This window comes from Pseudomonas reinekei (assembly GCF_001945365.1).
Taxonomy (GTDB): domain Bacteria; phylum Pseudomonadota; class Gammaproteobacteria; order Pseudomonadales; family Pseudomonadaceae; genus Aquipseudomonas; species Aquipseudomonas reinekei.
The window spans coordinates 53,296-75,186 of the sequence record NZ_MSTQ01000022.1; the positions used below are offsets into that span (position 1 = coordinate 53,296).

Consider the following 21,891-nt stretch of genomic DNA (forward strand, 5'->3'; position numbering starts at 1 on the left):
GATTGCGCAAAACATCCGTCAGACTCTTGAGACAGGAAGGACCTTTTGCCAGCTCAAACATCCGTCTTCGATACCCCTTACCGTGCCTTCCTCTTCGACATGGATGGCACCATCCTCACTTCGATTGCCGCCGCCGAGCGCGTCTGGACCACTTGGGCCTTGCGCCATGGTGTCGACGTCGAAACCTTCCTGCCGACCATCCATGGTGCCCGCGCCATCGACACCATCACGCGCCTGGCCTTGCCCGGTGTGGATGCCGAAGCCGAAGCGGCGTGGATCACCCAGGCGGAAATCGACGATGTCGAGGGCGTCGAGGAAGTGGCCGGCGCTGCGGCGTTTCTCAAGTCGCTGCCGGCTGATCAATGGGCCATCGTCACCTCTGCGCCGAGGAGGCTGGCATTGCGTCGAATGGCAGCGGCGGGGATTCCCGAGCCGGACGTGATGGTCACCGCCGAAGACGTCAGTCTCGGCAAACCCGACCCTGGCGGTTATCGGCTCGCGGCTGAACGGCTGGGCGTGGAGATTACGCAATGCCTGGTGTTCGAGGACGCGACGGTGGGGATTCTCGCGGCCGAAGCGGCGGGTGCGGATCTGCTGATTGTGACGGCGGCGCATGAACAACCGATTCAAACGGAGCATGCGACGTTGGCGGGTTACGATTGGGTCGAGGCACATTTGGCTGAGGAACGTCTCAGCCTGCGCCCGCGCTAAATACAGGCGCGCGCCTGCCGGGATCAAGTCGACGCTGATCGCGCACTGCGCCGTATCACCTGCGGTGGCTGTCCAAATGCCCGCAGGAACGCTTCGCGCATGCGGCGGCGATCGCTGAAGCCGGTTTCCAGGGCGATCTGGTCAAGGGTCAAACGCCCGCGCTCGAGCATTTGCCGCGCCGCTTCCAGGCGCAGGTTTTCAATGGCCTTGGCCGGCGACTGACCGGTTTCGGCGCGGAATGACCGGCTGAACTGCCGTGGACTCAGGCGCGCCACCTCGGCCAGTTGCTCGACCGAAAGCGCTTGGTCCAGGTGTTCGCGGGCGTAGGTCAAGACGGTCTGGATGCGATCGGATTTCGGTTCCAGTTCCAGCAGCGCCGAATGCTGCGACTGACCGCCCGCGCGGCGGTGATACATCACCAGCTTCTGCGCCACCGAACGGGCGAGGTCGGCGCCATGGTCTTTCTCGACCATGGCCAGCGCCAGGTCGATGCCGGCAGTCATGCCGGCGGAGGTCCAGATGGCACCGTCAATCACGTAGATCCGGTCGGCCTCCACGTGGATCCCCTCGAAACGTTCCTGCAGCTGCCGCACATACGCCCAATGGGTGGTCGCGCGTTTTCCCTCAAGTAAACCGGCTTGAGCCAGGACAAAAGCCCCGGAACAAATCGACGCGGTGCGGCGCGCGGTGTTGACGCTGGTGCGCAGGTATTCAAGCACCGCGTCGGGCGCCTGTTCGAGGATGGAATCACCGCCGGCCACGATCACCGTGTCGAACACGCGCTCATCGAATGCTTCAGTGCCGATACTCAAACCGCCGGAGGCCCGCAACGAGCAGCCGTCCGCGGATAGCACGCGCACGTCGTACAGCGTTTCGCCAGCGCTGAAGTTGGCGTACTCGAACACCGGCATCGCCGCCAGTGCCATGGACTGGAAGCCTTCGAATACCACGAACGCCACGGTGATCATCAGGATGTCCTCAAATGGTGATGTCCTAAAACCGTACTTTAAACGTCATTTGAGACGCAGGCGAGGGCCTTTATAACGGTATCCAACCGGCGAATATCTCGCCCCACTGTGAAGGAAACCGATTATGGCGCTCTCATCCAAAGGCACTGCATTGATCACCGGCGCTTCGTCGGGAATTGGCGCGGTGTACGCCGACCGTCTCGCCCGCCAGGGCTATGACCTGATTCTGGTCGCCCGCAGCCAGGCAAAACTCAATGCCCTGGCCAGACATTTGAGTGACCAGACCGGTCGCACCGTGGAAGTGGTCGCCGCCGACCTCAAGGAAAAGGCCGATGTGCGGCGGGTAGAAGACATTCTGCGCAACGATGCCAGCATCACGCTGCTGGTCAATAACGCCGGGGTCGGCGCAGTCATGCCGTTGCTTGGCAGCCCGGTGGATGAGATGGAAGACATGATCACCCTCAATGTCACCGCATTGATGCGACTGGCCTACGCCGTGGTGCCTGGCTTCGTCGCGCGCGGCGCCGGGACGGTGATCAACATTTCTTCAATCGTTGCCATTGCCCCGGAAATCCTCAACGGTGTGTACGGTGGGACCAAGGCATTTGTGCTGGGCTTGAGCCAGTCGATGCATCGGGAGTTGTCCGACAAAGGCGTGCGCGTCCAGGCAGTGCTGCCGGGAGCCACCGCGACCGACTTCTGGAGCGAAGCGGGCAACCCGGTGGAAAATCTGCCGCCGGAGATCGTGATGTCCGCGCAGGACATGGTCGATGCGGCATTGGTGGGGTTGGCGAAGGGTGAAGTGGTGACCATCCCGGGGTTGCACGATGGCAGCCAGTGGGACCGCCATGAAGCGCAGCGCCAAGTGTTGAGCGGGCTGTTCGGCAACTCCACGGCGGCACCGCGTTATCGCTGAACAGTGTCCGGTCAAGTCTGGGGCAGGGGACGGTCAACCGACAGCAAGGCAGGGCTGGAAACGCAATCCAGGTGTCACGAGCCCCACCGCTGAGGTTGGTCGTCTTCAGTGATCGGCAGCAACGCCTTGCTGGACAAGAATGGCTTGCGCCAAATCTTCATCGCTGGCATTGAGGCCGGGGTTTTCCTGCCGGATACGCTGTAAGACCTGCTCCAGATAAACACCGCGAATCGCACCGCCACTGGCGACGAAGCTGGAGGCGTCGTCACGGGCGGGAATCATCATTTTGTCGTCCTTGAACGTCGAGTAGAGCGAAGCGGATACGCCGGCCGAGGTGGCAACATCACCCGCGTCCACTTTGGCCATGGCCGAACCGAAAGGCAAACAAAGTACCAGGGAAGAAATGATCAACAAACGTCGCATGACGGTGTCCTCCGAAAGCGTGGAGCATAAAGGAAGTACCACAACGATTAGGATGCCCGGTGACCCCCAGGAGTTCCCTGCCGATGCAACGGGCCGTTGATCAACGGGAAAAGCGGTTGCGATAGTCCCTTGGCGAGACGCCCAGGTTGCGCTGGAATGTCAGGCGCATGCGTTCTTCATCACCGAACCCGCACAGTCGGGAAATTTGATCGATGTTGCGCTCGGAATCTTCCAGCAGGCGTCGGGCGGCCTCCACGCGCAGCACCTCCACCGCTTTGGCCGGGGTGCGGCCAGTCTTGAGTTTATAGACCCGGGCGAAGTTGCGCGGGCTCATCTGCACCTGCTGGGCGAGCAGGTCGACTGTCAGGTTATTGCTCGCAAGATTTTTTGAGATCCACAGGTGCAGGTCGTCAAACACGGCGCCGTCGGTGGTCTGCGATTGCAGTAATTCACTGTATTGAGCCTGGCCCCCGGGACGTTTGAGGAACACCACCATTTCCCGCGCCACCAGCAGCGCCAGTTCACGTCCACAATCTTCTTCGACCAGCGCCAGGGCCAGGTCGATGCCGGCACTGACCCCGGCGGAAGTCCAGACCGAGCCCTGCTGAATGAAGATCGCATCGTTGTCGACTTCGATCGACGGGTGACGCTCCTTTAGCAAGCCGCACATCGCCCAATGGGTAGCGGCGCGCCGGTCGTCGAGCAATCCGGCTTCAGCCAGCAGGAACGTGCCGCTGCACACCGAGGCGGTACGTCTGACCTTGGTCGCGGCGTTTTTGAGCCAGCCGACAACGTCCAGGGAATTGTTCATGGCCAGAATAATCTCCGGCGCCCCGGGGACGATCAGCGTGTCGATCAAGTGTTCGGATAAACCACTCAACGGCACGGTGTCGACTGCCAGGCCTTCGGCAGTCTGAATCAGGCCGCCGGTGAGGCTCGCGGTTTGCAGTGTGTAACCCGGCAGATTGCTGCTCTTGAGATAACGGGAGGCCGCCCAGAACACGGTTTGCGCGCCGGTCAGGTCCAGCAGGCCCATTTCCGGGTAAGCGAGGAAGACGATCAGGCGCGGTGCTTCGGATTGGATTTCGTGGGGGGCGGACGAGTTTGCGATGTTCATAGGCTTCTGTTTCAGCGAGTGGGAATAATCATAATTCGCAAACGCCTTAAAGGTTAACGCAATTGGTCGGCTGTCATTATTTCAGGGTTTTATGTCAGTCGAACAAGCGGTTTTACTCTAGCACTGCCGGCAGGTACAGAAATCGTGCCGATCATGACTGGCTGGATCGTGCAGTCCACCGGGTCGGATTTTCTGATGCGTACCGATGATCAGCACCCGCGGCATTTGGCGTGGATAGCGCTATCCTTGGGAGAAGCGCTATTCGCCATCGGAGAAGTTCGATGATCAATGCCCGCACTGCCCGCATGCTTGCCGATTACAAACAATGGGCCAACCAGCGCCTCTTCGACAATCTGGCGCAGTTACCGCCAGGCGAAATCGATAAGGAGCGCGCCGGAATCTTCAAGAGCATGATCGGCACGCTCAATCACATGTACGTGGTGGACTGTCTCTGGCAGGCTCACCTTGAGGGCCGAGGGCATGGTTTCAAGACTTCCCATGACCTGGTGCACCCGGCATTGCCCGACCTGCGCCTGGCGCAACAGAATGTTGATCACTGGTACTGCGACTGGAGCGCCCGGCAGACCGATGCCTCGCTGGACAAACCCCTGCGGTTCACGTTTATCTCCGGTGAAAGCGGCACCATGAACGCCGGCGCGATGCTCATGCATGTGGTCAACCACGCCAGCTATCACCGGGGCTGGGTGATCCAGATGTACTTCGAAATACCGGCCATGCCGCCGATGACCGACCTGCCGATCTACCTGCGCGAGACCGACCCGAACTTCAATTCGCTCAATGCTTCGGCAGTGGAGCAGACATGTGCTCCGCAATACGCGAGCGCAACCAACGTTCTGCCGGATCGTTATCGCTGACGCCGTTCCAGACCATCGACAGTTCCGACAGATTGATATCGAACGGCGGGTCATCGGCACGCAACTGGTCGCTGCCTTCGATCAGAGCAGTCGCCGCATAGTCCGGCACCGACGCAAGCATGTCAGTGCCTGCCAGCAACGCCCGCAGGCCGGAAAACTGCGGTACCGCCAGCACCACTCGACGGGAGCGACCAATACGGGACAGGTCGTTATCGATCGCACCGCTCAAGTCCCCGGAAAACGACACCAGCGCATGGGGACGCTCGCAGAATTCATCCAGTGTCAGCGGGCCGGGGCGATCATCACCGCGCAGCACCTTGACGCTCAGGTCGCGCAATTTTTTGCGTTTGGCATTGGCCGGCAACTCTGTGGTGTAACTGATGCCCACCGAAATTTCCCCGCTGGCGAGCATCGATGACATCAACAAGTAATTCACCCGCCGGACCACCACCACAACGTTCTGTGCTTCTTCGCGGATCTGCTTGAGCAGCGGTGGAAACAGACCAAACTCGGCATCGTCGGACAACCCGATGCGAAACACATCGCGGCTGATCGACGGATCAAAATCCTTGGCCCGACTCACCGCGCCGGAAATGGTGTCCATCGCCGGCTGCAACTCCTTGAGAATGGCCAGCGCCCGGGGCGTCGGCTCCAGCACACGACCGTTACGCACCAGCAACGGGTCATCAAACAAATCGCGCAATCGGGCGAGTGCCGCACTGACGGCAGGCTGGCCGAGGAACAGTTTCTCCCCGGCGCGGGTCAGGTTTTTTTCGAACATCAGGGTTTCGAAAATCACCAACAGGTTCATGTCCACGCGGCGCAGATCGTTGCGGTTCATCACGGCTTACTCGCTTGGGCTCGGTTTTTTCAAGTAAAGCACCAAACCCCGTGGCGAGGGAGCTTGCTCCCGCTCGGCTGCGCAGCAGTCGTAAACCCTGCGTAGGCGGGTTGCCTGAATGACCTGGGCGGCAGGGTTCAGGGCCGCTGCGCGACCCAGCGGGAGCAAGCTCCCTCGCCACAGGGATGGCGTTTACTTTGGTAGGTCACGCAGGGGTTTCTTTTTGGTTGCCATACATGCACCTCTTACTCATGTTATGCCCGAACACAAAATTTCTGACACCCTCGTAATCCCAGGAATCCGGCGCTTCCGAAGACGCCCTGCGCATGGCCACCATAAATGTAAAGACAAAAAAGCCTTCACAGAAGGTCGCACTTGCACACCTGGAAGATCCGGGCTACCAAACCCGATCACTGTTTTTCAGCGACCGGCCAACGATAGAACCCGGCCCCAAGGCGCACAAGCCGGCGGATTCTGGCGTAAGCGTAGGCAACGACGCAAGGCGTTGTAGCTTTCATGAAGTAACGCTGACAGCCATTAAACAAGCACTCGAAATGCAATCGCTAGGAGCGAGCAGGCTTGCTCCTGCACAGGTTCTGCATACGGCTTTGATCGGCTGTGGAGAAGGGCAGTTTATCCGCGGTGTTTATTCAGTGACCAACCGGTAGAACGGCTCGCTTCTGAGCATCTGATTTTGTGCCTCGTTTCCTTCACGCTGACTGCGCAGTTCGTTTCTATAGCTGACGTACTGCCAGGACGAGGGGCGAATGTCTGAGTCCGGGTGCTGGCCAGGCTGGATGTTGCTTTCGGTCAGTATCGACTCCAGGCATTCCACAAAGTGCCGCACGCGATGCAGTTCCTGTACCAAGTTTTGCTCGCTCGCCAGGTCCAATTTTACGTAGAGGGTGAATTGGGCTCCCTCGCTGACGCGACTCGCAGGTTCTGCTCTCTCCATATCTGTGACTTTCCACTGGTCAATTGGACTGTCATCGGAAAAGAGTAGCCCACGTAATGCGTCAAATGCCTCTGGCACCTCATCGGGTTTGATGCTGAGGTGAAACTTATCGCCGTCAAACGGACCTGTGCATTGAGCTGGTTCACGACGCGCGTGTATGAACACGTCTTCTCCACTGTTGTTCAACATGAAGCTGTTATGTCGATCATAGAACCCACTTCGAAGTATGTTGCAGTAGTCCGGAGCATGAGACGCATGCTTGAAGTCAGGCACCGGCTCGATGCGCATCTGGTGTATCAAACTTTCAAAATTGGAGTTCAAGTACCTATGTGTGGACTGTGGTGTAGCGGCATCAAGTACGTTCAATTTCAGTTGAGTGAGCTCCAGGAGAGCTGGGCGATTTTTGATGGGCATGAGCCATTCTCGGCGCAATGTAAGGGGCCGGCACTCTACGCAGCATTCTAGGAGCAGCTCTTCCAAAAACAGCTCAAACCCGCAGGGTTATAGAGCAGGTTTTGAGTTCATCAACGCTTTCCTGAACGCCCTAAACCCTGTGGCGAGGGAGCTTGTCGGATCGCCGCACTGTCCCGCTCGGCTGCGCAGCAGTCGTAAACCCTGCGTATGCGGTGTGCCTGAATGACCGAGGTTGCAGGGGTTAGAGCCGCTGCGCGACCCAGCGGGACGGTGCGGCGATCCGACAAGCTCCCTCGCCACAGGGGATTGCGTTTATGCAGGTGGGTCGATTCGATCCAGAGCCCGGTTCACTGCCAGTTCGCCGAGCATGATGACTTGGGCGATGCCCAGCAGGGTGTTGCGGCTTGATCCCTCTGTCCGATCCGCCAGGTCCAGGGTCATGACATGGGCCGAGGCCAGTGATTCGCACGCATCGCCCAGGAGGGTTTCGACGTCGATTTGCGGGTCGATGACGTACATCGTGCAGAGTGTGCGTGGGGTGGCGCGGATGTCGGTGGCGGAGAGGATGTGGTCAATGTGTTCTTGGTTTTTTTGTGAATGGAGGTTTTCGTTCGGGGCGATTGGATCGGTGTTTGGTGGCGTGGGTTTGCACATACATAGAACTCCTCTCATCGTAATAAAGGAGCCATCACCGTTCGCTACCAAACGAAGGTGGCGGCCATGCACAGGTTGGTAGACCGGGATGCGAGGAGACCGGCGCGCCCGAGGGCACCCTGTGCATGACCACCATAAAACAGCGACGGAGAATCATCGCAAATGATGTTGTGCACTTCGCAAGCCGGGCTACCAAACCCGATCACTGTTTTCCAGCGACCGGCCAACGATAGAACCCGGCCCCAAGGCGCACAAGCCGGCGGATTCTGGCGTAAGCGTAGGCAACGACGCAAGGCGTTGTAGCTTTCATGAAGTAACGCTGACAGCCGTTAAACAACCTTGAACGGCTGCCATAAACCCTGGGCCGAGTCTGGTTCGGTCAGCACTTTCCTGAATGTCTCCACCAACGGCCGCAAATTGATCCGGTGCCACGCCGCCCACAGTGGTCTGGAGAGGGAAATCCATGGCACCTCCCGCAGCACCACGCCCGGCGGTGCGTTGCGGCTCAGGCCCTTCTGAATCATCGCGATGCCCAGTCCCGAGGCCACCAGCGCCATTGCCGTGAAGGGGCCGGTGGCCTCCATGCGGATGTCCGGGGTGAAGCCGGCGCGGATGCAGGCGCTGACAAAGTTTTCGCGGCCGCTGACATTCTGGTGGTGTTGCACGCCAATCCACTCCTGGTCGGCGAGATCTTCCGGCGTCAGCACGGTTTTCTGTGCGAGCGGATGTTCCTCGGGCATGGCCAATAGCATCGGGTCATCCAACACCTGAAAACCCAGCAAGTCCGGATCGTCGTCCGTCGGCGGCTCGCTGACCAGGGCGATATCCAGACTACGCTGACGCAGACCTTCCAATTGTTCGGCGGAACTCAGGTTGTACAGCGCGACATGCACATTCGGCCGGTCAACCCGCAACACGCGCAAGGCATTGGGCAGGACGCCCGCATGCATGGCATTTTCGATATAGCCGATGCACAACCCGCCTTCCTCACCACGGCCCAGACGTTTGCCAAGGGATTCCAGGCGATTGGCGTGGGTCAGCAGGGCGCGGGTTTCGGCGAGGAACGTCTGGCCGTCGCGGGTCAGGCGGATGCGTTGCTGGCTGCGCTCGAACAGGGTCAGGCCCAGGCGTTCTTCGAGCTGGGCGATCTGCCGGCTCAGGGGCGACTGGGAAATGTGCAGGCGTTCGGCGGCGCGACCGACGTGTTCTTCTTCGGCGACGGCGACGAAGTAGCGCAATTGGCGGATGTCGATCATGTCAGACCTATAGGGACTCAAGTGCTGCACATTATGTCTTGGACGGTCCGAACGGCGCAATCTAGGATTGGCCCATCGGTAAGACAAATCACCGTTCTCTGTAGGAGCCGGCTTGCTGGCGATAGCGTTGAACCAGTCGCCACAGGTATCGCCGGCTAAATCGCGATCGCCTGCAAGCCGTTTCCTACAGGGTCAATCCGCATTCGAGAGGAATTGATGATGAGCTTGAAAGACAAACTGCCCGGCGCGCTGGGTTTCGGCACTGCACCACTGGGCAACATGTTCCGTGCCATTCCTGAAGAGCAAGCGCAAGCCACCGTCCACGCTGCCTGGGATGCCGGCGTGCGCTACTTCGACACCGCGCCGTTCTACGGTTCGGGCCTGTCGGAGATTCGCCTCGGCGCTGCGCTGTCGCGCTACAACCGCGACGACTACGTACTCAGCAGCAAGGTCGGGCGGGTGATCCTCGATGAAGTCGAAGACGCCGCTGCCCGGGATTTGGGCGAGAAGAGCGGGGTGTTCGAGCACGGTCGCCCGAACAAGATCGTCAACGACTACAGCGCCGACGCCACCCTGCGTTCGATCGAAGACAGCCTCAAGCGCCTGCAGACCGATCGACTGGATATTGTCTGGGTGCATGACATCGCCCAGGACTTCTACGGTGATCAGTGGCTCGAGTACTTCAACCAGGCCCGCACCGGCGCGTTCAAAGTGCTGACCCGCCTGCGTGAAGAAGGCGTGATCAAGGGCTGGGGCCTGGGCGTGAACAAGGTCGAGCCGTGCGAATTGACCCTTGATCTGAGCGAAGCGCAACCGGACGGTTTTCTGCTGGCGGGTCGCTACACTCTTCTCGACCATGACCGCGCCTTGCAACGCTTGATGGACGCGGCCCTGGCACAGAACGTCGAGATCGTGGTCGGCGGCCCGTACAGCTCGGGCATCCTGGCCGGTGGCGCGCACTTCGAGTACCAGAAGGCCAGCCCGGCGATCATCGACAAGGTCGAGCAGATCAAACGCATCGCGGCAGCCCATGGCGTTGATATCAAAGCCGCTGCGTTGCAGTTCTCGTTGGCAAACCCGGCCGTGGCGGCGGTGATTCCAGGTTCCAGCCGCCCGGAACGGATTGCCGAAGATGTGGCCGCGTTGTCGGCGGTGATTCCCGCAGCCTTCTGGCAAGCGATGCGCGAAGCGAAACTGGTTTCCGAGCGCGCGCCGTTGCCGATCATTGGAGCTTGAGCATGAAAATCGATCTGGGTGGAAAACTGGCGATTGTCAGCGGCAGCACCGCTGGCATTGGTTTGGGCATCAGCAAGGCACTGGCCGAATCCGGCGCCACGGTGGTGGTGATCGGTCGCGAGTCGGCCAAGGTCGAGCAGGCGTTGGCGAGCATTCGTGAGCAGGTGCCCGGTGCTCAATTACGTGGACTGACCGCTGACCTCGGTACGGCTGAAGGCGCGGAGAAACTGTTCGCCGCCGAACCGCGGGCGGACATCTTGGTGAACAACCTCGGGATTTTCAACGCGGTGGATTTCTTTGAAACGCCCGATAGCGAGTGGACGCGCTTCTACGAAATCAATGTGATCTCCGGTGTACGCCTGGCCCGGCATTACGTGCCGGACATGGTCAAGCAGGGCTGGGGGCGGGTGATTTTCCTGTCCTCGGAATCCGGCATCGCCATTCCGGCCGACATGCTCAATTATGGCGTGACCAAAAGCGCCAACCTGGCGGTGTCCCACGGACTGGCCAAGCGGCTGGCGGGCACCGGGGTGACGGTCAACGCGATCCTGCCAGGCCCGACGTTGACCGATGGCGTGGAGCTGATGCTCAAGGATGCCATTGCCGCGTCCGGTCGCAGCCTCCAGGAGGAAGCCGACGCCTTCGTACGTGAGGCGCGGCCGACCTCGATCATCCAGCGCGTTGCCCATGTCGATGAAGTCGCGAACCTGGTGGCGTACATTGCTTCGCCGCTATCCTCGGCCACCACGGGCGCTGCGTTGCGAGTCGACGGCGGTGTCGTCGACAGCATGGCCATCTGAACCTTATTCATTGAGGGCGCTTTACATGGCAACTGCATCAGCATTCATCGACATCCCGGCCTCGGCCGATCAGGTCTGGCAATTGATCGGTGGTTTCAACTCGCTGCCGGACTGGCTGCCGTTCATCCCCAAGAGCGAGCTGAGCGAAGGCGGGCGTGTGCGCAGTCTGCAAACGGCGGACGGTGGCGTGGTGGTCGAGCGCCTGCAAACGTTCGACAACGCCGCCAAGACGTACAGCTACTCGATTTTGCAGGCACCGTTTCCGGCGTCCGAATACCTGGCGACGATCAAGGTTGAAGCGCAGGGCGACGGGGCTCGGGTTACATGGTCCGGCCGGTTTGAACCGGTAGGTGTGAGTAACGAGGAAGTAGAGGCGTTGTTTGCCGGGATCTACCAGGGAGGCCTCGAGGCGCTGCGGGCCAATTACCCGACCTGACAACACCACAGGGGGTGGTTTGTCTGTGAGCAGCGTCAGGCGGGAGCAATCAGACGCTGCTCACAATCGAGCACCAACCGCGCGCCCCCCAATTCGCTGCGGCCCACCTCCAGCGTAAACCCGTGCAGGCTGACAATCGCCGCGACGATCGACAGCCCCAGGCCAAAACCGCTTTTCAGATTCCCCGCCTCAGCGCGGTAGAAGCGCTGGAATACCGCTTCGCGCTCGGCCTCGGGAATGCCCGGGCCGGAATCCAGCACTTCGATGCGGGTGTGTCCGCCTTCGTCGATCCCGCGCAAAATCACCTGGCCGCCGGGCGGGGTGAATTTGATCGAGTTGCTCAACAGATTGGCCAACGCTTCGAACAGCAAGGCCCGATCACCATTGAGCGGCGGCAATGATTCAGGCAATTGCAGCTCGAACGTCAGGCCGTCGTCTTCCGCCAGTGGCAGATAAAATTCATGCAACTCTTGCAGCAACGACACCGGATCGAGTTGCACGAAGCCGGAACGGCGCTGGCGATCCTCCAGTTCGGAAATCCGCAGCAAGCCACGAAACCGCGCCATCAACGTGTCGGCCTCGCCCAATACCAGATCCAGTTGCGCCGCCTGCGCCGAACCTTCGCCGGCCTGTTGCTGCATGCGGTAAAGCTGGGCGCGCAGGCGGGTCAGGGGCGTGCGCAGGTCATGGGCAATGTTGTCGCAAACGCCTTTGACCTCGTGCATCAGGCGCTCGATGCGTTCGAGCATGGCGTTGACGATGGCCGCGAGCATGTCCAGTTCATCCCGGCGATTGGACAGCGGCAAGCGTCGGGTGAGGTCACCGGCGACGATGGCTTCTGCGCTGGCCTGAATCGCGCGGATCCGCCTTAGCGGACGGCGGCGCAACAGGTGCCAACCAACGATGCCCGGCAGGATGGTCAGGGTCACGCCCCAGAACAACGCGTGCAAAATGATCCGGGTTACGGCGAACAGCGAGCCGTTGTCGCGCACCAGCACCAGCAGGAGGCCGTCCCGGGTCTGGGTCGCCACGGCGTCGCAGCTGTCATTGGGCAGCGTCGGGTCGTCGGAGTCGGCGCAATCGCTGAGCATGTGAATCTTGCCGTCCAGCGGCAGGCCACGGGGGATGTGGTCCAGGGCGCCGCTCAGGTAACGCTGTTGCTGATCGAACAGGCCATAGCCATCGATGCCGCGGATGTCGAAGGTCATGCTGACGGCGAGGGCGTCCACCAGTTGTTCGCCCTGGAAACGCGAAAAGAGGTGCTGGCGCTGCATCAGCGAATGCTTGGCCAGGTTGTCCAGGTAAGCGGATACTTCGAAGTACATGACGCCCATCAGAATGCCGCTCCAGGCGACGAACAGCGCACTGTAGAGCGCCAGCAAGCGACTGCTGGAAGAGCGCCAGCCTTTAGACGGGTTCGGCAATGACATAACCCGAGCCTCGCACGGTTCGAATCAATGGGACATTGCCAGGCGGGTCGATCTTTTTGCGCAAGCGGCCGATGTGCACATCAATCAGGTTGGTGCCGGGGTCGAAGTGGTAACCCCAGACCTCTTCGAAAATCATCATCCGCGACAGGATCTGCCCGGTGTTGCGCATAAGGAATTCCAGCAGCTTGTATTCGGTGGGCAGCAGCGTGAGCAGTTGACCGTCGCGGCTGGCTTCGTGGCTGATCAGGTTCAGCTCCAGATCCGCCACCCGCAACGTGGTGGCCTGGGCGGTCACGGTGTTCTGTCGACGCAGCAGCACTTCAACCCGGGCAGCCATTTCATCGGTGGCGAACGGCTTGGTCAGGTAATCGTCGCCGCCAGCGCGCAGACCGCGAACGCGCTCATCGACGTCGGACAGGGCGCTGATCATCAGGATCGGCGTGGCCACTCCCATGGTCCGCAACGTGGTGACAATCGCCAGGCCATCGAGCTCGGGCAACATGCGGTCGAGGGTGATCAGGTCATAGTTTCCGCTGACCGCACGCTCCAGCCCTTCACGGCCGTTGTCGACCCAATCGACGTCGAGGCCATGGCTGCTCAATTCGGCGACGATTTCACGGGCGGTCACGGCGTCGTCTTCGATGGTCAAGATGCGGGTCATGGATTTGGCCTGATTAAATGTTCACAACGTTGTGGGGCATTTTGCCAAGAAATGGTCGCAGGCTTTCTAAATAAAAGTTCATGGACGCTTCAATGCATAAAACCCGCTGAGTCTGCCTATTCGTTGCAAATTGCAAGAATCGCCGAAGTTCAAACTTTGTACCTCACTGAAAACCTTGGGGTTTTTCAAAATGCGCGCCTGGCACGGTGTCTGCAATTGCTCCTTCGAGAGTTGTAACACCATTTTTCTGCCTGGAGCGATATAACAATGAATAGATCCTCTGATGGTTTCTATCCTGCCGAAGACGAATCGACGACGCTGTCCGGCGTGTCGTGGGGGGCGATTTTCGCCGGGGCCGCGGCTGCCGCGGCGTTATCGCTGATCCTTGTGCTGCTGGGTTTCGGCCTGGGATTCTCGGCGGTCTCGCCGTGGGCCAATGAAGGTGTAAGCGCCAAGGGCCTGGGTATTTCGACCATTGTCTGGCTGGCTGTCACACAAATCATCGCTTCTGGCGCCGGCGGTTACATCGCCGGGCGGCTGCGGGTGAAGTGGGCGTACATGCATGGCGATGAGGTGTACTTCCGCGACACCGCCCATGGCTTTCTCGCCTGGTGCGTGGCGACGCTGGTGACGGCCACCTTGGTGGCTGGCTCGGTCAGCAGCCTGGTAAGCGGCGGGGTGCAGGCAGGGGCAAACATGGTCGGTGGTGCCGCCACTGCAGCCACGCAAGCGGCGGGCGCTGCGGCTGGTAATTCCGATGGCGATCAATACGGTTACTACATTGACAGCCTGTTTCGCGATGATCGTCCGGCCGCCGTCAGCGATGACGCCGCGCGGGGCACGGTAACCCGGATCTTCGTGCGCTCCTTGAGCAACGACGGGCAACTGGCCGCCGAAGATCGCGCTTATCTGGCGCAACTGGTGGCGCAACGGACCAATTTGACGCAAGCGGACGCAGAACGTCGGGTCGATGAAGTCTATGCCCGCACGCAAAAAGCCGTGGCCGACGCCAAGCTGGCTGCGCAGCAAGCGGCTGACACTGCCGCCAAAGTCGCCGCCTGGACCACCCTCTGGATGTTTGTTGCCCTGTTGGCCGGTGCGTTCTTCGCCAGCCTTGCCGCGACCTTCGGTGGCCGTCGCCGGGATGCCGTGGTGTATCTGGAAACCGACACCTACGTAACCACCCCAACGATTCGTTAAACCAGGAGAATCATCATGCGTTCATTATTGCTGTTCTTTCTCGGCGTACCGATCCCGATCATCATCCTGATCGCTCTGTTCATGCATTGATCGACTGAGGCTCGTGCCTCTGCCGCTTCCACCTTGGGTGGAAGCGGCGACTTTGTTTATGCAGGGCCGGTACAGGGACGTGCAAACACAGCCGTTTATCTTCTATATACCTGTGCTGGGTTGAATTTCTTGCTATAAACGCACTCCGATATCCACCTCAACGCCTGCCGTAAAACATTTTCGAGGCTTTGTCGGACAAATTCGCTGTCTTTTCAGTTGCTGAGGCCTCAACTCGGCCTTAGACTGCCGCCCCTCGTAAATTGAGTGCCGGGTGGCGCTTGGTATAAACGGCGCCTTTCCGATGACCCGTCCAGGTCTGCCGGAACGCTCCCTAATTCGCCTTAATGCACGTTTTTTATAGAGATATCAATGACAAAGGACAAGTTGCTGGCCATGCCGGCGGATGACTACATGAACGCCGAGCAACATGCTTTTTTCAGCGAGCTGTTGCAGAACATGAAAGTCGAAACCCATGAGCGCATCGAACAGAATCGCATCGCCATCGAAAGCCTGGACACCCCGGCCGATCCGGCTGACGCGGCTTCCGTTGAAGAAGAGCGTACCTGGCTGGTGAACGCGATCGATCGCGACCAGCGCATGCTGCCTCAGTTGGAACAAGCCCTTGAGCGCATCAAGGAAGACAGCTTCGGCTGGTGTGACGATAGCGGCGAGGCAATCGGCCTCAAGCGCCTGCTGATCAGTCCAACCACCAAGTACTGCATCGAAGCTCAAGAGCGTCACGAGCAGATCGACAAGCACCAGCGTCAGGCCTGATTCTGCGAGGCAGCCCGTTTAACGTGGGCTGCCTTGAAAAGATCGCAGCCTTCGACAGCACCTGCATGGGTTCACTTAACCCTATGGGCGCTGCCGAAGGCTGCGATCTTTGCTTTCCGACGTCCGTAGAAACCTCCGTCCTTCTATTGATCTGTTGCAACGTCCACGACTAAAGGCTCATAGATAATGGCCCTATAGTGGCGTTTAATCCGAAGACAACAATTAGAAGATGTTTGGGGTGACAACGATGACGAGAGACGAGTCTCTGGTTGCGGCCGTGCCTGCACCAGTGTTTTTGCCGAAAAACCGCTGGTTCACACCGACGCTGCAAAGCATCGCCCTGATGCTGTTGCTGTGTGGCATGACGCTGGGGGGCTGGTCGCTTTACCTTGGTCTGCCGTTGGTCATCCTGATTATCTGGCTGCCACGCCTGCGGTCGCGCGCAACGCCCGAAACCGCGCCTGCGGATACGTCCAGCGCCATTTCTGCTCTGACCCGGGATCTTTCCTACACCACCAGTCACAATGCGCTGTCAGCCGCTGGCGTAGCCTTTTCCGTCAAACAGCTGGCCGACAAGCTGCAGTCGCAACTCGGCGCGGCCGCACAAATCGTCAGCAACGCTGAAGTCATGATCGCTACCGAACAGGCCACTTCGATCCTCAGTCGCGAGGCGTTGAGTGCGGCCAGCGAGGCCCATCAGAGCGGTGCAGCAGGGCGGGTCGAGCTGATCGAGTCGATTGCGCGCATGCATCAACTCAGCCAGCGCGCCAACAGCAGCCGTGAACTGATCGAAGCGTTGAGCTTGCGAAGTGATGATATCCAGCGCGTCACCCTGGTCATCCAGTCCATCGCCAGCCAGACCAACCTGCTGGCGCTGAACGCCGCCATTGAAGCCGCACGCGCCGGCGAGCATGGCCGTGGTTTCGCGGTGGTCGCCGACGAAGTCCGCGGGCTCGCTGCGCGAACGGCGACGGCGACGGGAGAGGTCGGGGAAATGGTGGCCGACATCCAGCACCGAACCGCCCAGGTGGTGGAACAGATTCGTCAGTTATCCAGGGACCTGGATACCGGCGTCGAGCAAGTCGAGCACACCGGGCAACACCTGGAAAACATCGCCCGACTGGCCGCCAGCGTCGAGAATCAGGTCGGGGAAATTGCCCGTGGCGCCGACACCAATCGTGAGCAACTCGACAGTCTGTTTCACGCTATCGAACAGATGCGCAGCGACCTGGCGATCAGTGACCAGCAGACCCGGCGCCTGGCCGAAGCCGCGGTGCAGATGGAAGGTCAGGCCGAAACCATCAGCGAGCGCTTGGCCGAAGTCGGCCTGGATGACTATCACCAGCGCGTGTATGACCTGGCCCGGGAAGGCGCAAGCCAGATCTCGGCGCGTTTCGAGGCGGATATTGAGGCGGGCCGTATCAGCCTCGACGACCTGTTCGACCGCAACTATCAGGCGATCCCCAACACCAGCCCGGCGAAATTTCAGACACGCTTCGACCGCTACACCGATCAGGTCTTGCCGACTATCCAAGAGCCGTTGCTGCCACGCCATGAAGGTTTGGTATTCGCCATCGCCTGCACTCAGCAAGGCTACGTACCGACCCATAACGCGGTTTTCAGTCAGCCACTGACGGGTGATGCCCAGGTCGATACCCTGCAAAACCGTACCAAACGCAAGTTCGCCGATCGCACCGGGATCCGTTGCGGCAGCCACCAGCAACCGGTGCTGCTACAGACTTACACCCGTGACACGGGTGAGCTGATGCACGACTTGTCGGTGCCGATCATGCTCAAGGGGCGTCATTGGGGTGGCTTGCGCCTGGGGTACAAGCCAGAAAAACCGCGTTAGCCCATTTGGCCCGGTGAACGATTGTTACTAACCCTGCAATTAATCTGTGCAGGGTCTTTGCTGTTTCCTCGCGACGAACCTGATTAACCTGTCTACTAATCAGGTTGCTAACCATAGGCGAGGGGGCAGCATGCAAGGCAAAGTGGATGTCGCGGTGATGATCGGCAGCGGCGTACCCGCCAGTTTGCGGGCGCTGGGGCAGAGTGTTTGCTGGGTGGTGTTGCTCAACGGTGAACGCCGGGGGACGGCATTTTCCAGCCGCACCGAAGCGGAGGAATGCAAGGCTGCCTGGTTGGCGCAATTGAACGCCGACAGATCAGCCAGCCTGCATTGAGGCTCAAACTAGTGAACCTGATGCATGCGCAGGTTGAGGTCGTCGACCACCCGCGCCCAGTCGGCATCCTCGCGCAATTGTTCTTTGAGGAAACCTGCCTGTTGTGGCGTCCAGAAATCGGCATCGATGAGCTTCTTGTCATCGGGCAGCGGTGAATGGCTGGCAATGAAATCGTCGATAGCTTTCTGGGTGGAATCCAGGCCGAGCTGGTCGAACAAGCCTTTCAAGTCGTGGGTCGGTGATTCCATCTTCATCTCCTTGCAGATAATCGGTCGCGTACGAAGCCTGAGCTACGGCTCCATTACTTCTGAGCGGGTAGCGTTTCAGTAAGTTCGAAAGCGATGTTCAAACGCAGCGATGAGCATAGACGCCACAAACCCGGGCATCAGGCTTTCAATGCCCCGGCGTCGACGGCAGCCTTCAATTCCCGGGCGGATTCCTGGGCAGCGATGGCGGCAATTTCAGAACTTTTGAACCAGCGATCTTTTTCGACCTGGTGATAGGTCACGGCTTTTTGTGGTGGCTTGGCGCGCATGACTATCACTGCCTGGAACTCGCCTTCGATTTCTCTGGCTTCGCCCCGGATAAAAAACTCGCCGATATCAAATTCCGTCACGTCGCAGCCTTCCCTTGGAAATATATTGTTGTGTTCAACGTCGTCCTCTTTGGCGGGACGCGTTTGATTGGTCGGGCAGTATGGCAGCAGTTGCAGGCCGGCGGCTGAGTTAAGTCGCCGGCATGACGAAACGTATTCAAGGGAGAGGAGCGGTAAAGCAGTCAAATGCGCGACTCAAGCGAACGGGCGAGGGCGCAGGCGTCGTTGTGATTACCCCGGAAGCCTCTTACATGCCCCGTGGAAATTTCCTTGATATGGAAAAATGCATTCCCGGCCAGAATCACCTGAAACCTGGGCGGCTGGTGGTCTGGCAGATGCGTGTCAGGGGCATGCAATGCCACCGGATACAGGGCCGAAGGGTTGCCGGAGCAGGGAAGTTGCGGGTGGGCGAAGTGTGTCATCGTGCACATATGAAGTCCTTTTCGTAGTTTTGCCGACGTATGTACGTCGTTATGGGTAGTCTCGGTGAGCATCGCTGCTCTAGAATCACCCTCACTGGTGGGGATTGAGGGGTATCTAAAGCAATTTTCGGCGGGCGATATGTCAGAAAAGTGCTTTTTTTTAAGAGTTTTTTCCCTGAAGTTGATAGTCCGTATTTCTCTGGCTGTAAGAAAGGCGTTTTCCTTCAACCCTTGACGAATGCCAGGCAAAGCGATTTGAGCGACGTTCCAGTAGTCTGCTCTAGCCGCTTGATGGATGAGTCCTCTGCTCATTCAGGCTTTCAACCTCGGGTCTTTTGGTTTTATTTTCGGCATTGCCGCCTTTTTCGGCTGTGCGCTTTTTCGCGTGCAGCATCATTTTTAGATGTGGGGATGTTTCCTTGGCAGTAAGTAATCTCGATATGCATGCTTTGTTCGTTCTGGGTGATTTGCGCGCAAAGCTGGTCAAGCAGTTTCAGTCACGTTTCGTCTACATCACCGAACAAAATGCCGAAGGCATCTACGTTGCCGAAATCGACACCGAGTCAGCACTGGTGGTGGATGACAAGCCGGGGCTCAAGCTCAAGGTCGGTGATCATTTCAGCGCTTCGGTATTGCCCAGCCGTGAGGGCGGCAAGCTGGAAATCAAATTCCGTGAAATCAAACTGACGGTCTATGGCCTGGGCGACTACGCCTTCGTCACCACCGCCGACGGCCAGGCCGTTTTGTTCAAGGAAGGTCATAGCGTGGTCACGGTGTTTGCCGCCCACCAGCAGTTACAGGAAGGCCTGACCAAAACCTTGAAAGCGGTAACCGCCAAAGCCGCTAAATGGCGCAAAGGCGAGCTGGTGACCTTCAAGGCCAGCGAGTAATGACCCAGACCCGCGCCGACTTCCACGAACATTATCAGGCGAGCGCCCAAGCCGAAGCCCTGCGGTTGTTCGAGCAGAAAGCTGTTCTGCAGGGAGCCTGGCTGAACTGGGTGGCGTCACAGATCTACGCGTTGCGCCCGGCGGCCTACGCCAGCATGGTCAGAAGAGAGTTGATGCGCTTGCAGGAAATTTCTGAAAACTGATCCATGCCCCTCGAAAGCAGGAACCTCTACTACAGTCAGTTGACTGATTATTCAGAGGCTTTGCGGTCTTCTGCCAGGCCATCCTGAGATTGCTGTGAACAGCACGAGGTGCAAAAGCATGAAAGGTTTTAGACGGTTGCTGGCTGCGGTTCTGGCCACTTGCGGTTTGTTGACGTCTCCCGTTCCGGTTCTGGCCGCCCAGGCGCCGATTCATTTCGCCGACCTGAACTGGGAAAGCGGCAGCCTGATCACGGACATCCTGCGGATCATTGTCGAGAAGGGTTACGGCCTGCCGACCGACACGTTGCCGGGCACGACCATTACCCTGGAAACCGCCCTGGCCAACAATGACATTCAGGTGATTGGCGAAGAGTGGGCCGGACGCAGTCCGGTGTGGGTCAAGGCCGAAGCGCAAGGCAAGGTCGTCAGCCTCGGCGATACGGTCAAGGGAGCCACCGAAGGTTGGTGGGTGCCGGAGTACGTGATCAAGGGTGACCCGGCCAAGGGCATCAAGCCGATGGCGCCGGATTTGCGCAGTGTCAGCGACCTGCCCAAATACAAGGACGTGTTCAAGGACCCGGAAGCGCCGAGCAAGGGACGCTTCCTCAACAGCCCCATTGGCTGGACCTCGGAAGTGGTCAACAAGCAAAAGCTCAAGGCCTATGGGCTGGACGACAGCTATGTGAACTTCCGCAGCGGTTCGGGGGCGGCGCTGGACGCCGAGATCAGCTCGTCGATCCGCCGGGGCAAGCCGGTGCTGTTTTACTACTGGTCGCCTACGCCCTTGCTCGGTCGTTTCAAGCTCATCCAGCTTGAAGAGCCACCGTTCGACGCCGAAGCCTGGAAAACCCTGACCGACGCCGACAACCCCAATCCCCAACCTACGCGTTCACTGCCCTCGAAGCTGTCCATTGGCGTATCCACGCCGTTCCAGAAACAGTATCCGCAGATTGCCGAGTTCTTCGCCAAGGTCGATTTTCCGATTGATCCGTTGAACAAGGCACTGGCCGAGATGAGCGAGAGACACACCGCGCCCCGTCAGGCAGCCGAGAACTTCATGAAGAAGCATCCGGATGTGTGGAAGGCCTGGGTGCCGAAGGATGTGGCGGACAAAGTGTCTGCCGAATTGAAGTGATGCGGCGAGTCTGACACCGCCATCGCGAGCAGGCTCGCTGCCACATAGGGTTCCCGGTCGTTCGCAGAATCTGTGATCACTGAAGAACCCCAGTGGGAGCGAGCCTGCTCGCGATGCTCCTGATTTTTGTTGCCCCCCACGTTTGTCAGGTTGTGCACCAACGGTCGTGCACATCAAAAAATGCCGACTAGGATGATTTGACCAAATCCCTTTCAAGGATCCTCAACCATGACCTTTGCGTTGGCTCAATGGCTGGTGACGATATTTGCGGCGATTGCTCTGGTTCACGTTTATTGGGCGCTGGGCGGTGAATGGGCCGCGGTGGCGGCCGTTCCCCAAGTGCCACTGGAAGGCGGCACGCAACTGCGTCCGGCCTTCAAGCCGCGAGGCTGGCTCACGCTGCTGGTGGCCGCAGCCCTGATGGTGATTGCCCTGTTGGTGTGTTTGCGGGTCGGCTGGTGGCTGCCGCAGGTGCATCATCAAATGTTGCAGTGGGTGATCAGTGCGATTGCGCTGTTGCTGTTCGCCAGGGCAATTGGCGATTCGGAGCTGATGGGTTTTTTCAAGGAGATCAAGGGCTCCAGGTTTGCCCGTTGGGATACCTGGGTTTACTCGCCGTTGTGCGTGGTGTTGGGCAGTGGATTATTGGCAGTGGCCTGGAGCTGAGACAGGCGGGTCTGCGGTGTTCAATGGACGATTGCTA

27 protein-coding genes are annotated in these 21,891 nt (G+C 59.3%); 15 read left to right on the forward strand and 12 right to left on the reverse strand.

What is annotated here, in order from left to right:
• The first annotated feature begins 45 nt into the window (after positions 1-45).
• Positions 46-711: an HAD-IA family hydrolase gene (locus BVK86_RS25340; protein WP_075948987.1), complete on the forward strand. Its 666-nt coding sequence runs from the start codon at positions 46-48 to the stop codon at positions 709-711.
• 23 nt (positions 712-734) lie between these two features.
• On the opposite strand, the gene BVK86_RS25345 is transcribed toward BVK86_RS25340, so the two are convergent.
• A complete protein-coding gene (locus BVK86_RS25345) occupies positions 735-1,679 on the reverse strand; it encodes a GlxA family transcriptional regulator (RefSeq protein WP_075948988.1) in 945 nt (314 codons plus the stop codon).
• A 124-nt stretch (positions 1,680-1,803) separates the two neighbouring features.
• Here BVK86_RS25345 and BVK86_RS25350 point away from each other — a divergent pair, with 124 nt between their 5' ends.
• Complete coding sequence (locus BVK86_RS25350) at positions 1,804-2,595, forward strand: SDR family NAD(P)-dependent oxidoreductase (RefSeq protein WP_075948989.1); 792 nt, start codon at positions 1,804-1,806, stop codon at positions 2,593-2,595.
• A gap of 105 nt (positions 2,596-2,700) precedes the next feature.
• Here the strand turns inward: BVK86_RS25350 and BVK86_RS25355 are convergent, their stop codons facing one another.
• Positions 2,701-3,018, reverse strand: coding sequence for a DUF2388 domain-containing protein (locus tag BVK86_RS25355; RefSeq protein ID WP_075948990.1), 318 nt, complete (start codon positions 3,016-3,018; stop codon positions 2,701-2,703).
• Between the two features lie 100 nt (positions 3,019-3,118).
• The gene (locus tag BVK86_RS25360) at positions 3,119-4,135 is read right to left on the reverse strand and encodes a GlxA family transcriptional regulator (RefSeq protein WP_075948991.1); all 1,017 of its coding nucleotides are present in this window, start codon (positions 4,133-4,135) and stop codon (positions 3,119-3,121) included.
• A 281-nt stretch (positions 4,136-4,416) separates the two neighbouring features.
• Here BVK86_RS25360 and BVK86_RS25365 point away from each other — a divergent pair, with 281 nt between their 5' ends.
• Positions 4,417-5,010 carry a DinB family protein gene (locus tag BVK86_RS25365; protein WP_075948992.1) on the forward strand — a complete coding sequence of 198 codons (594 nt, stop codon included), beginning with the start codon at positions 4,417-4,419 and terminating at the stop codon, positions 5,008-5,010.
• Here BVK86_RS25365 and BVK86_RS25370 read toward each other — a convergent pair.
• Positions 4,931-5,851: a LysR family transcriptional regulator gene (locus tag BVK86_RS25370; RefSeq protein WP_075948993.1), complete on the reverse strand. Its 921-nt coding sequence runs from the start codon at positions 5,849-5,851 to the stop codon at positions 4,931-4,933. The genes BVK86_RS25365 and BVK86_RS25370 overlap by 80 nt on opposite strands.
• Positions 5,852-6,177: 326 nt before the next feature.
• On the opposite strand from BVK86_RS25370, the gene BVK86_RS29880 reads away from it, so the two are divergent.
• Entirely contained in the window at positions 6,178-6,519 is a 342-nt protein-coding gene (locus BVK86_RS29880; RefSeq protein WP_162279036.1) for a hypothetical protein, read from the forward strand.
• On the opposite strand, the gene ospF is transcribed toward BVK86_RS29880, so the two are convergent.
• The 3 genes from ospF to BVK86_RS25385 form a co-directional block, all read right to left on the reverse strand.
• Entirely contained in the window at positions 6,498-7,220 is a 723-nt protein-coding gene (ospF, locus tag BVK86_RS25375; RefSeq protein WP_075948994.1) for a type III secretion system effector phosphothreonine lyase, read from the reverse strand. The genes BVK86_RS29880 and ospF overlap by 22 nt on opposite strands.
• 312 nt (positions 7,221-7,532) lie before the next feature.
• Positions 7,533-7,874: a DUF6124 family protein gene (locus BVK86_RS25380; protein WP_075948995.1), complete on the reverse strand. Its 342-nt coding sequence runs from the start codon at positions 7,872-7,874 to the stop codon at positions 7,533-7,535.
• A 329-nt stretch (positions 7,875-8,203) separates the two neighbouring features.
• On the reverse strand, positions 8,204-9,130 hold the full coding sequence (locus BVK86_RS25385) for a LysR substrate-binding domain-containing protein (protein ID WP_075948996.1): 927 nt from the start codon (positions 9,128-9,130) through the stop codon (positions 8,204-8,206).
• Between the two features lie 219 nt (positions 9,131-9,349).
• Here BVK86_RS25385 and BVK86_RS25390 point away from each other — a divergent pair, with 219 nt between their 5' ends.
• Genes BVK86_RS25390 through BVK86_RS25400 form a run of 3 tightly spaced genes read left to right on the forward strand, consistent with a single transcriptional unit; the run spans position 9,350 to position 11,602 of the window.
• Positions 9,350-10,366, forward strand: coding sequence for an aldo/keto reductase (locus BVK86_RS25390; protein ID WP_075948997.1), 1,017 nt, complete (start codon positions 9,350-9,352; stop codon positions 10,364-10,366).
• Between the two features lie 2 nt (positions 10,367-10,368).
• Entirely contained in the window at positions 10,369-11,166 is a 798-nt protein-coding gene (locus tag BVK86_RS25395) for an SDR family NAD(P)-dependent oxidoreductase (protein ID WP_075948998.1), read from the forward strand.
• A gap of 25 nt (positions 11,167-11,191) precedes the next feature.
• Positions 11,192-11,602, forward strand: a complete 411-nt coding sequence (locus BVK86_RS25400) for an SRPBCC family protein (protein ID WP_075948999.1) — start codon at positions 11,192-11,194, stop codon at positions 11,600-11,602.
• A 35-nt stretch (positions 11,603-11,637) separates the two neighbouring features.
• On the opposite strand, the gene BVK86_RS25405 is transcribed toward BVK86_RS25400, so the two are convergent.
• Positions 11,638-13,032 carry a sensor histidine kinase gene (locus BVK86_RS25405; RefSeq protein ID WP_075949000.1) on the reverse strand — a complete coding sequence of 465 codons (1,395 nt, stop codon included), beginning with the start codon at positions 13,030-13,032 and terminating at the stop codon, positions 11,638-11,640.
• A complete protein-coding gene (locus BVK86_RS25410) occupies positions 13,010-13,693 on the reverse strand; it encodes a response regulator transcription factor (RefSeq protein WP_020796732.1) in 684 nt (227 codons plus the stop codon). Before BVK86_RS25410 ends, BVK86_RS25405 begins: the two co-directional genes overlap by 23 nt.
• A gap of 267 nt (positions 13,694-13,960) precedes the next feature.
• On the opposite strand from BVK86_RS25410, the gene BVK86_RS25415 reads away from it, so the two are divergent.
• The 4 genes from BVK86_RS25415 to BVK86_RS25430 all read left to right on the forward strand — a co-directional run bounded on the left by BVK86_RS25415 (position 13,961) and on the right by BVK86_RS25430 (position 17,943).
• Positions 13,961-14,893, forward strand: coding sequence for a hypothetical protein (locus BVK86_RS25415; RefSeq protein ID WP_075949001.1), 933 nt, complete (start codon positions 13,961-13,963; stop codon positions 14,891-14,893).
• Between the two features lie 459 nt (positions 14,894-15,352).
• The gene (locus tag BVK86_RS25420; RefSeq protein WP_007907888.1) at positions 15,353-15,757 is read left to right on the forward strand and encodes a TraR/DksA family transcriptional regulator; all 405 of its coding nucleotides are present in this window, start codon (positions 15,353-15,355) and stop codon (positions 15,755-15,757) included.
• Positions 15,758-16,385: 628 nt separating this feature from the next.
• The gene (locus tag BVK86_RS25425) at positions 16,386-17,609 is read left to right on the forward strand and encodes a methyl-accepting chemotaxis protein (RefSeq protein ID WP_408002995.1); all 1,224 of its coding nucleotides are present in this window, start codon (positions 16,386-16,388) and stop codon (positions 17,607-17,609) included.
• Between the two features lie 130 nt (positions 17,610-17,739).
• Positions 17,740-17,943: a hypothetical protein gene (locus BVK86_RS25430; protein ID WP_075949003.1), complete on the forward strand. Its 204-nt coding sequence runs from the start codon at positions 17,740-17,742 to the stop codon at positions 17,941-17,943.
• Positions 17,944-17,951: 8 nt separating this feature from the next.
• Here the strand turns inward: BVK86_RS25430 and BVK86_RS25435 are convergent, their stop codons facing one another.
• The 3 genes from BVK86_RS25435 to BVK86_RS25445 form a co-directional block, all read right to left on the reverse strand.
• Entirely contained in the window at positions 17,952-18,191 is a 240-nt protein-coding gene (locus tag BVK86_RS25435) for a DUF2789 domain-containing protein (protein WP_075949004.1), read from the reverse strand.
• A gap of 137 nt (positions 18,192-18,328) precedes the next feature.
• Positions 18,329-18,559, reverse strand: a complete 231-nt coding sequence (locus BVK86_RS25440; protein WP_075949005.1) for a hypothetical protein — start codon at positions 18,557-18,559, stop codon at positions 18,329-18,331.
• Positions 18,560-18,720: 161 nt separating this feature from the next.
• Positions 18,721-18,969 (reverse strand): hypothetical protein, encoded by a 249-nt coding sequence (locus BVK86_RS25445; RefSeq protein ID WP_075949023.1) that lies wholly within the window; start codon positions 18,967-18,969, stop codon positions 18,721-18,723.
• 431 nt (positions 18,970-19,400) lie between these two features.
• Here BVK86_RS25445 and BVK86_RS25450 point away from each other — a divergent pair, with 431 nt between their 5' ends.
• From BVK86_RS25450 to BVK86_RS25465, 4 genes are all read left to right on the forward strand, one after another.
• Positions 19,401-19,850: a hypothetical protein gene (locus tag BVK86_RS25450; protein ID WP_075949006.1), complete on the forward strand. Its 450-nt coding sequence runs from the start codon at positions 19,401-19,403 to the stop codon at positions 19,848-19,850.
• Entirely contained in the window at positions 19,850-20,053 is a 204-nt protein-coding gene (locus BVK86_RS25455) for a hypothetical protein (protein ID WP_075949007.1), read from the forward strand. Before BVK86_RS25450 ends, BVK86_RS25455 begins: the two co-directional genes overlap by 1 nt.
• A 118-nt stretch (positions 20,054-20,171) precedes the next feature.
• On the forward strand, positions 20,172-21,188 hold the full coding sequence (locus BVK86_RS25460) for an ABC transporter substrate-binding protein (RefSeq protein ID WP_075949008.1): 1,017 nt from the start codon (positions 20,172-20,174) through the stop codon (positions 21,186-21,188).
• Positions 21,189-21,416: 228 nt separating this feature from the next.
• Positions 21,417-21,854, forward strand: a complete 438-nt coding sequence (locus BVK86_RS25465) for a DUF3995 domain-containing protein (RefSeq protein ID WP_075949009.1) — start codon at positions 21,417-21,419, stop codon at positions 21,852-21,854.
• Positions 21,855-21,891: the final 37 nt, after the last annotated feature.

Excerpts from the sequence above, each read along its gene's own strand:
- BVK86_RS25450 (WP_075949006.1), top strand. The coding sequence starts at position 19,401 with ATGCATGCTTTGTTCGTTCTGGGTGATTTGCGCGCAAAGCTGGTCAAG.
- BVK86_RS25415 (WP_075949001.1), top strand. The coding sequence starts at position 13,961 with ATGAATAGATCCTCTGATGGTTTCTATCCTGCCGAAGACGAATCGACG.
- BVK86_RS25380 (WP_075948995.1), bottom strand. The coding sequence starts at position 7,874 with ATGTGCAAACCCACGCCACCAAACACCGATCCAATCGCCCCGAACGAA.
- BVK86_RS25445 (WP_075949023.1), bottom strand. The coding sequence starts at position 18,969 with ATGTGCACGATGACACACTTCGCCCACCCGCAACTTCCCTGCTCCGGC.
- BVK86_RS25345 (WP_075948988.1), bottom strand. The coding sequence starts at position 1,679 with ATGATCACCGTGGCGTTCGTGGTATTCGAAGGCTTCCAGTCCATGGCA.
- ospF (WP_075948994.1), bottom strand. The coding sequence starts at position 7,220 with ATGCCCATCAAAAATCGCCCAGCTCTCCTGGAGCTCACTCAACTGAAA.
- BVK86_RS25360 (WP_075948991.1), bottom strand. The coding sequence starts at position 4,135 with ATGAACATCGCAAACTCGTCCGCCCCCCACGAAATCCAATCCGAAGCA.
- BVK86_RS25455 (WP_075949007.1), top strand. The coding sequence starts at position 19,850 with ATGACCCAGACCCGCGCCGACTTCCACGAACATTATCAGGCGAGCGCC.
- BVK86_RS25370 (WP_075948993.1), bottom strand. The coding sequence starts at position 5,851 with ATGAACCGCAACGATCTGCGCCGCGTGGACATGAACCTGTTGGTGATT.
- BVK86_RS25460 (WP_075949008.1), top strand. The coding sequence starts at position 20,172 with ATGAAAGGTTTTAGACGGTTGCTGGCTGCGGTTCTGGCCACTTGCGGT.
- BVK86_RS25435 (WP_075949004.1), bottom strand. The coding sequence starts at position 18,191 with ATGGAATCACCGACCCACGACTTGAAAGGCTTGTTCGACCAGCTCGGC.
- BVK86_RS25355 (WP_075948990.1), bottom strand. The coding sequence starts at position 3,018 with ATGCGACGTTTGTTGATCATTTCTTCCCTGGTACTTTGTTTGCCTTTC.
- BVK86_RS25390 (WP_075948997.1), top strand. The coding sequence starts at position 9,350 with ATGAGCTTGAAAGACAAACTGCCCGGCGCGCTGGGTTTCGGCACTGCA.
- BVK86_RS25385 (WP_075948996.1), bottom strand. The coding sequence starts at position 9,130 with ATGATCGACATCCGCCAATTGCGCTACTTCGTCGCCGTCGCCGAAGAA.
- BVK86_RS25405 (WP_075949000.1), bottom strand. The coding sequence starts at position 13,032 with ATGTCATTGCCGAACCCGTCTAAAGGCTGGCGCTCTTCCAGCAGTCGC.
- BVK86_RS25420 (WP_007907888.1), top strand. The coding sequence starts at position 15,353 with ATGACAAAGGACAAGTTGCTGGCCATGCCGGCGGATGACTACATGAAC.
- BVK86_RS25410 (WP_020796732.1), bottom strand. The coding sequence starts at position 13,693 with ATGACCCGCATCTTGACCATCGAAGACGACGCCGTGACCGCCCGTGAA.
- BVK86_RS25425 (WP_408002995.1), top strand. The coding sequence starts at position 16,386 with ATGATCGCTACCGAACAGGCCACTTCGATCCTCAGTCGCGAGGCGTTG.
- BVK86_RS29880 (WP_162279036.1), top strand. The coding sequence starts at position 6,178 with ATGGCCACCATAAATGTAAAGACAAAAAAGCCTTCACAGAAGGTCGCA.
- BVK86_RS25350 (WP_075948989.1), top strand. The coding sequence starts at position 1,804 with ATGGCGCTCTCATCCAAAGGCACTGCATTGATCACCGGCGCTTCGTCG.
- BVK86_RS25465 (WP_075949009.1), top strand. The coding sequence starts at position 21,417 with ATGACCTTTGCGTTGGCTCAATGGCTGGTGACGATATTTGCGGCGATT.
- BVK86_RS25400 (WP_075948999.1), top strand. The coding sequence starts at position 11,192 with ATGGCAACTGCATCAGCATTCATCGACATCCCGGCCTCGGCCGATCAG.
- BVK86_RS25395 (WP_075948998.1), top strand. The coding sequence starts at position 10,369 with ATGAAAATCGATCTGGGTGGAAAACTGGCGATTGTCAGCGGCAGCACC.
- BVK86_RS25430 (WP_075949003.1), top strand. The coding sequence starts at position 17,740 with ATGCAAGGCAAAGTGGATGTCGCGGTGATGATCGGCAGCGGCGTACCC.
- BVK86_RS25365 (WP_075948992.1), top strand. The coding sequence starts at position 4,417 with ATGATCAATGCCCGCACTGCCCGCATGCTTGCCGATTACAAACAATGG.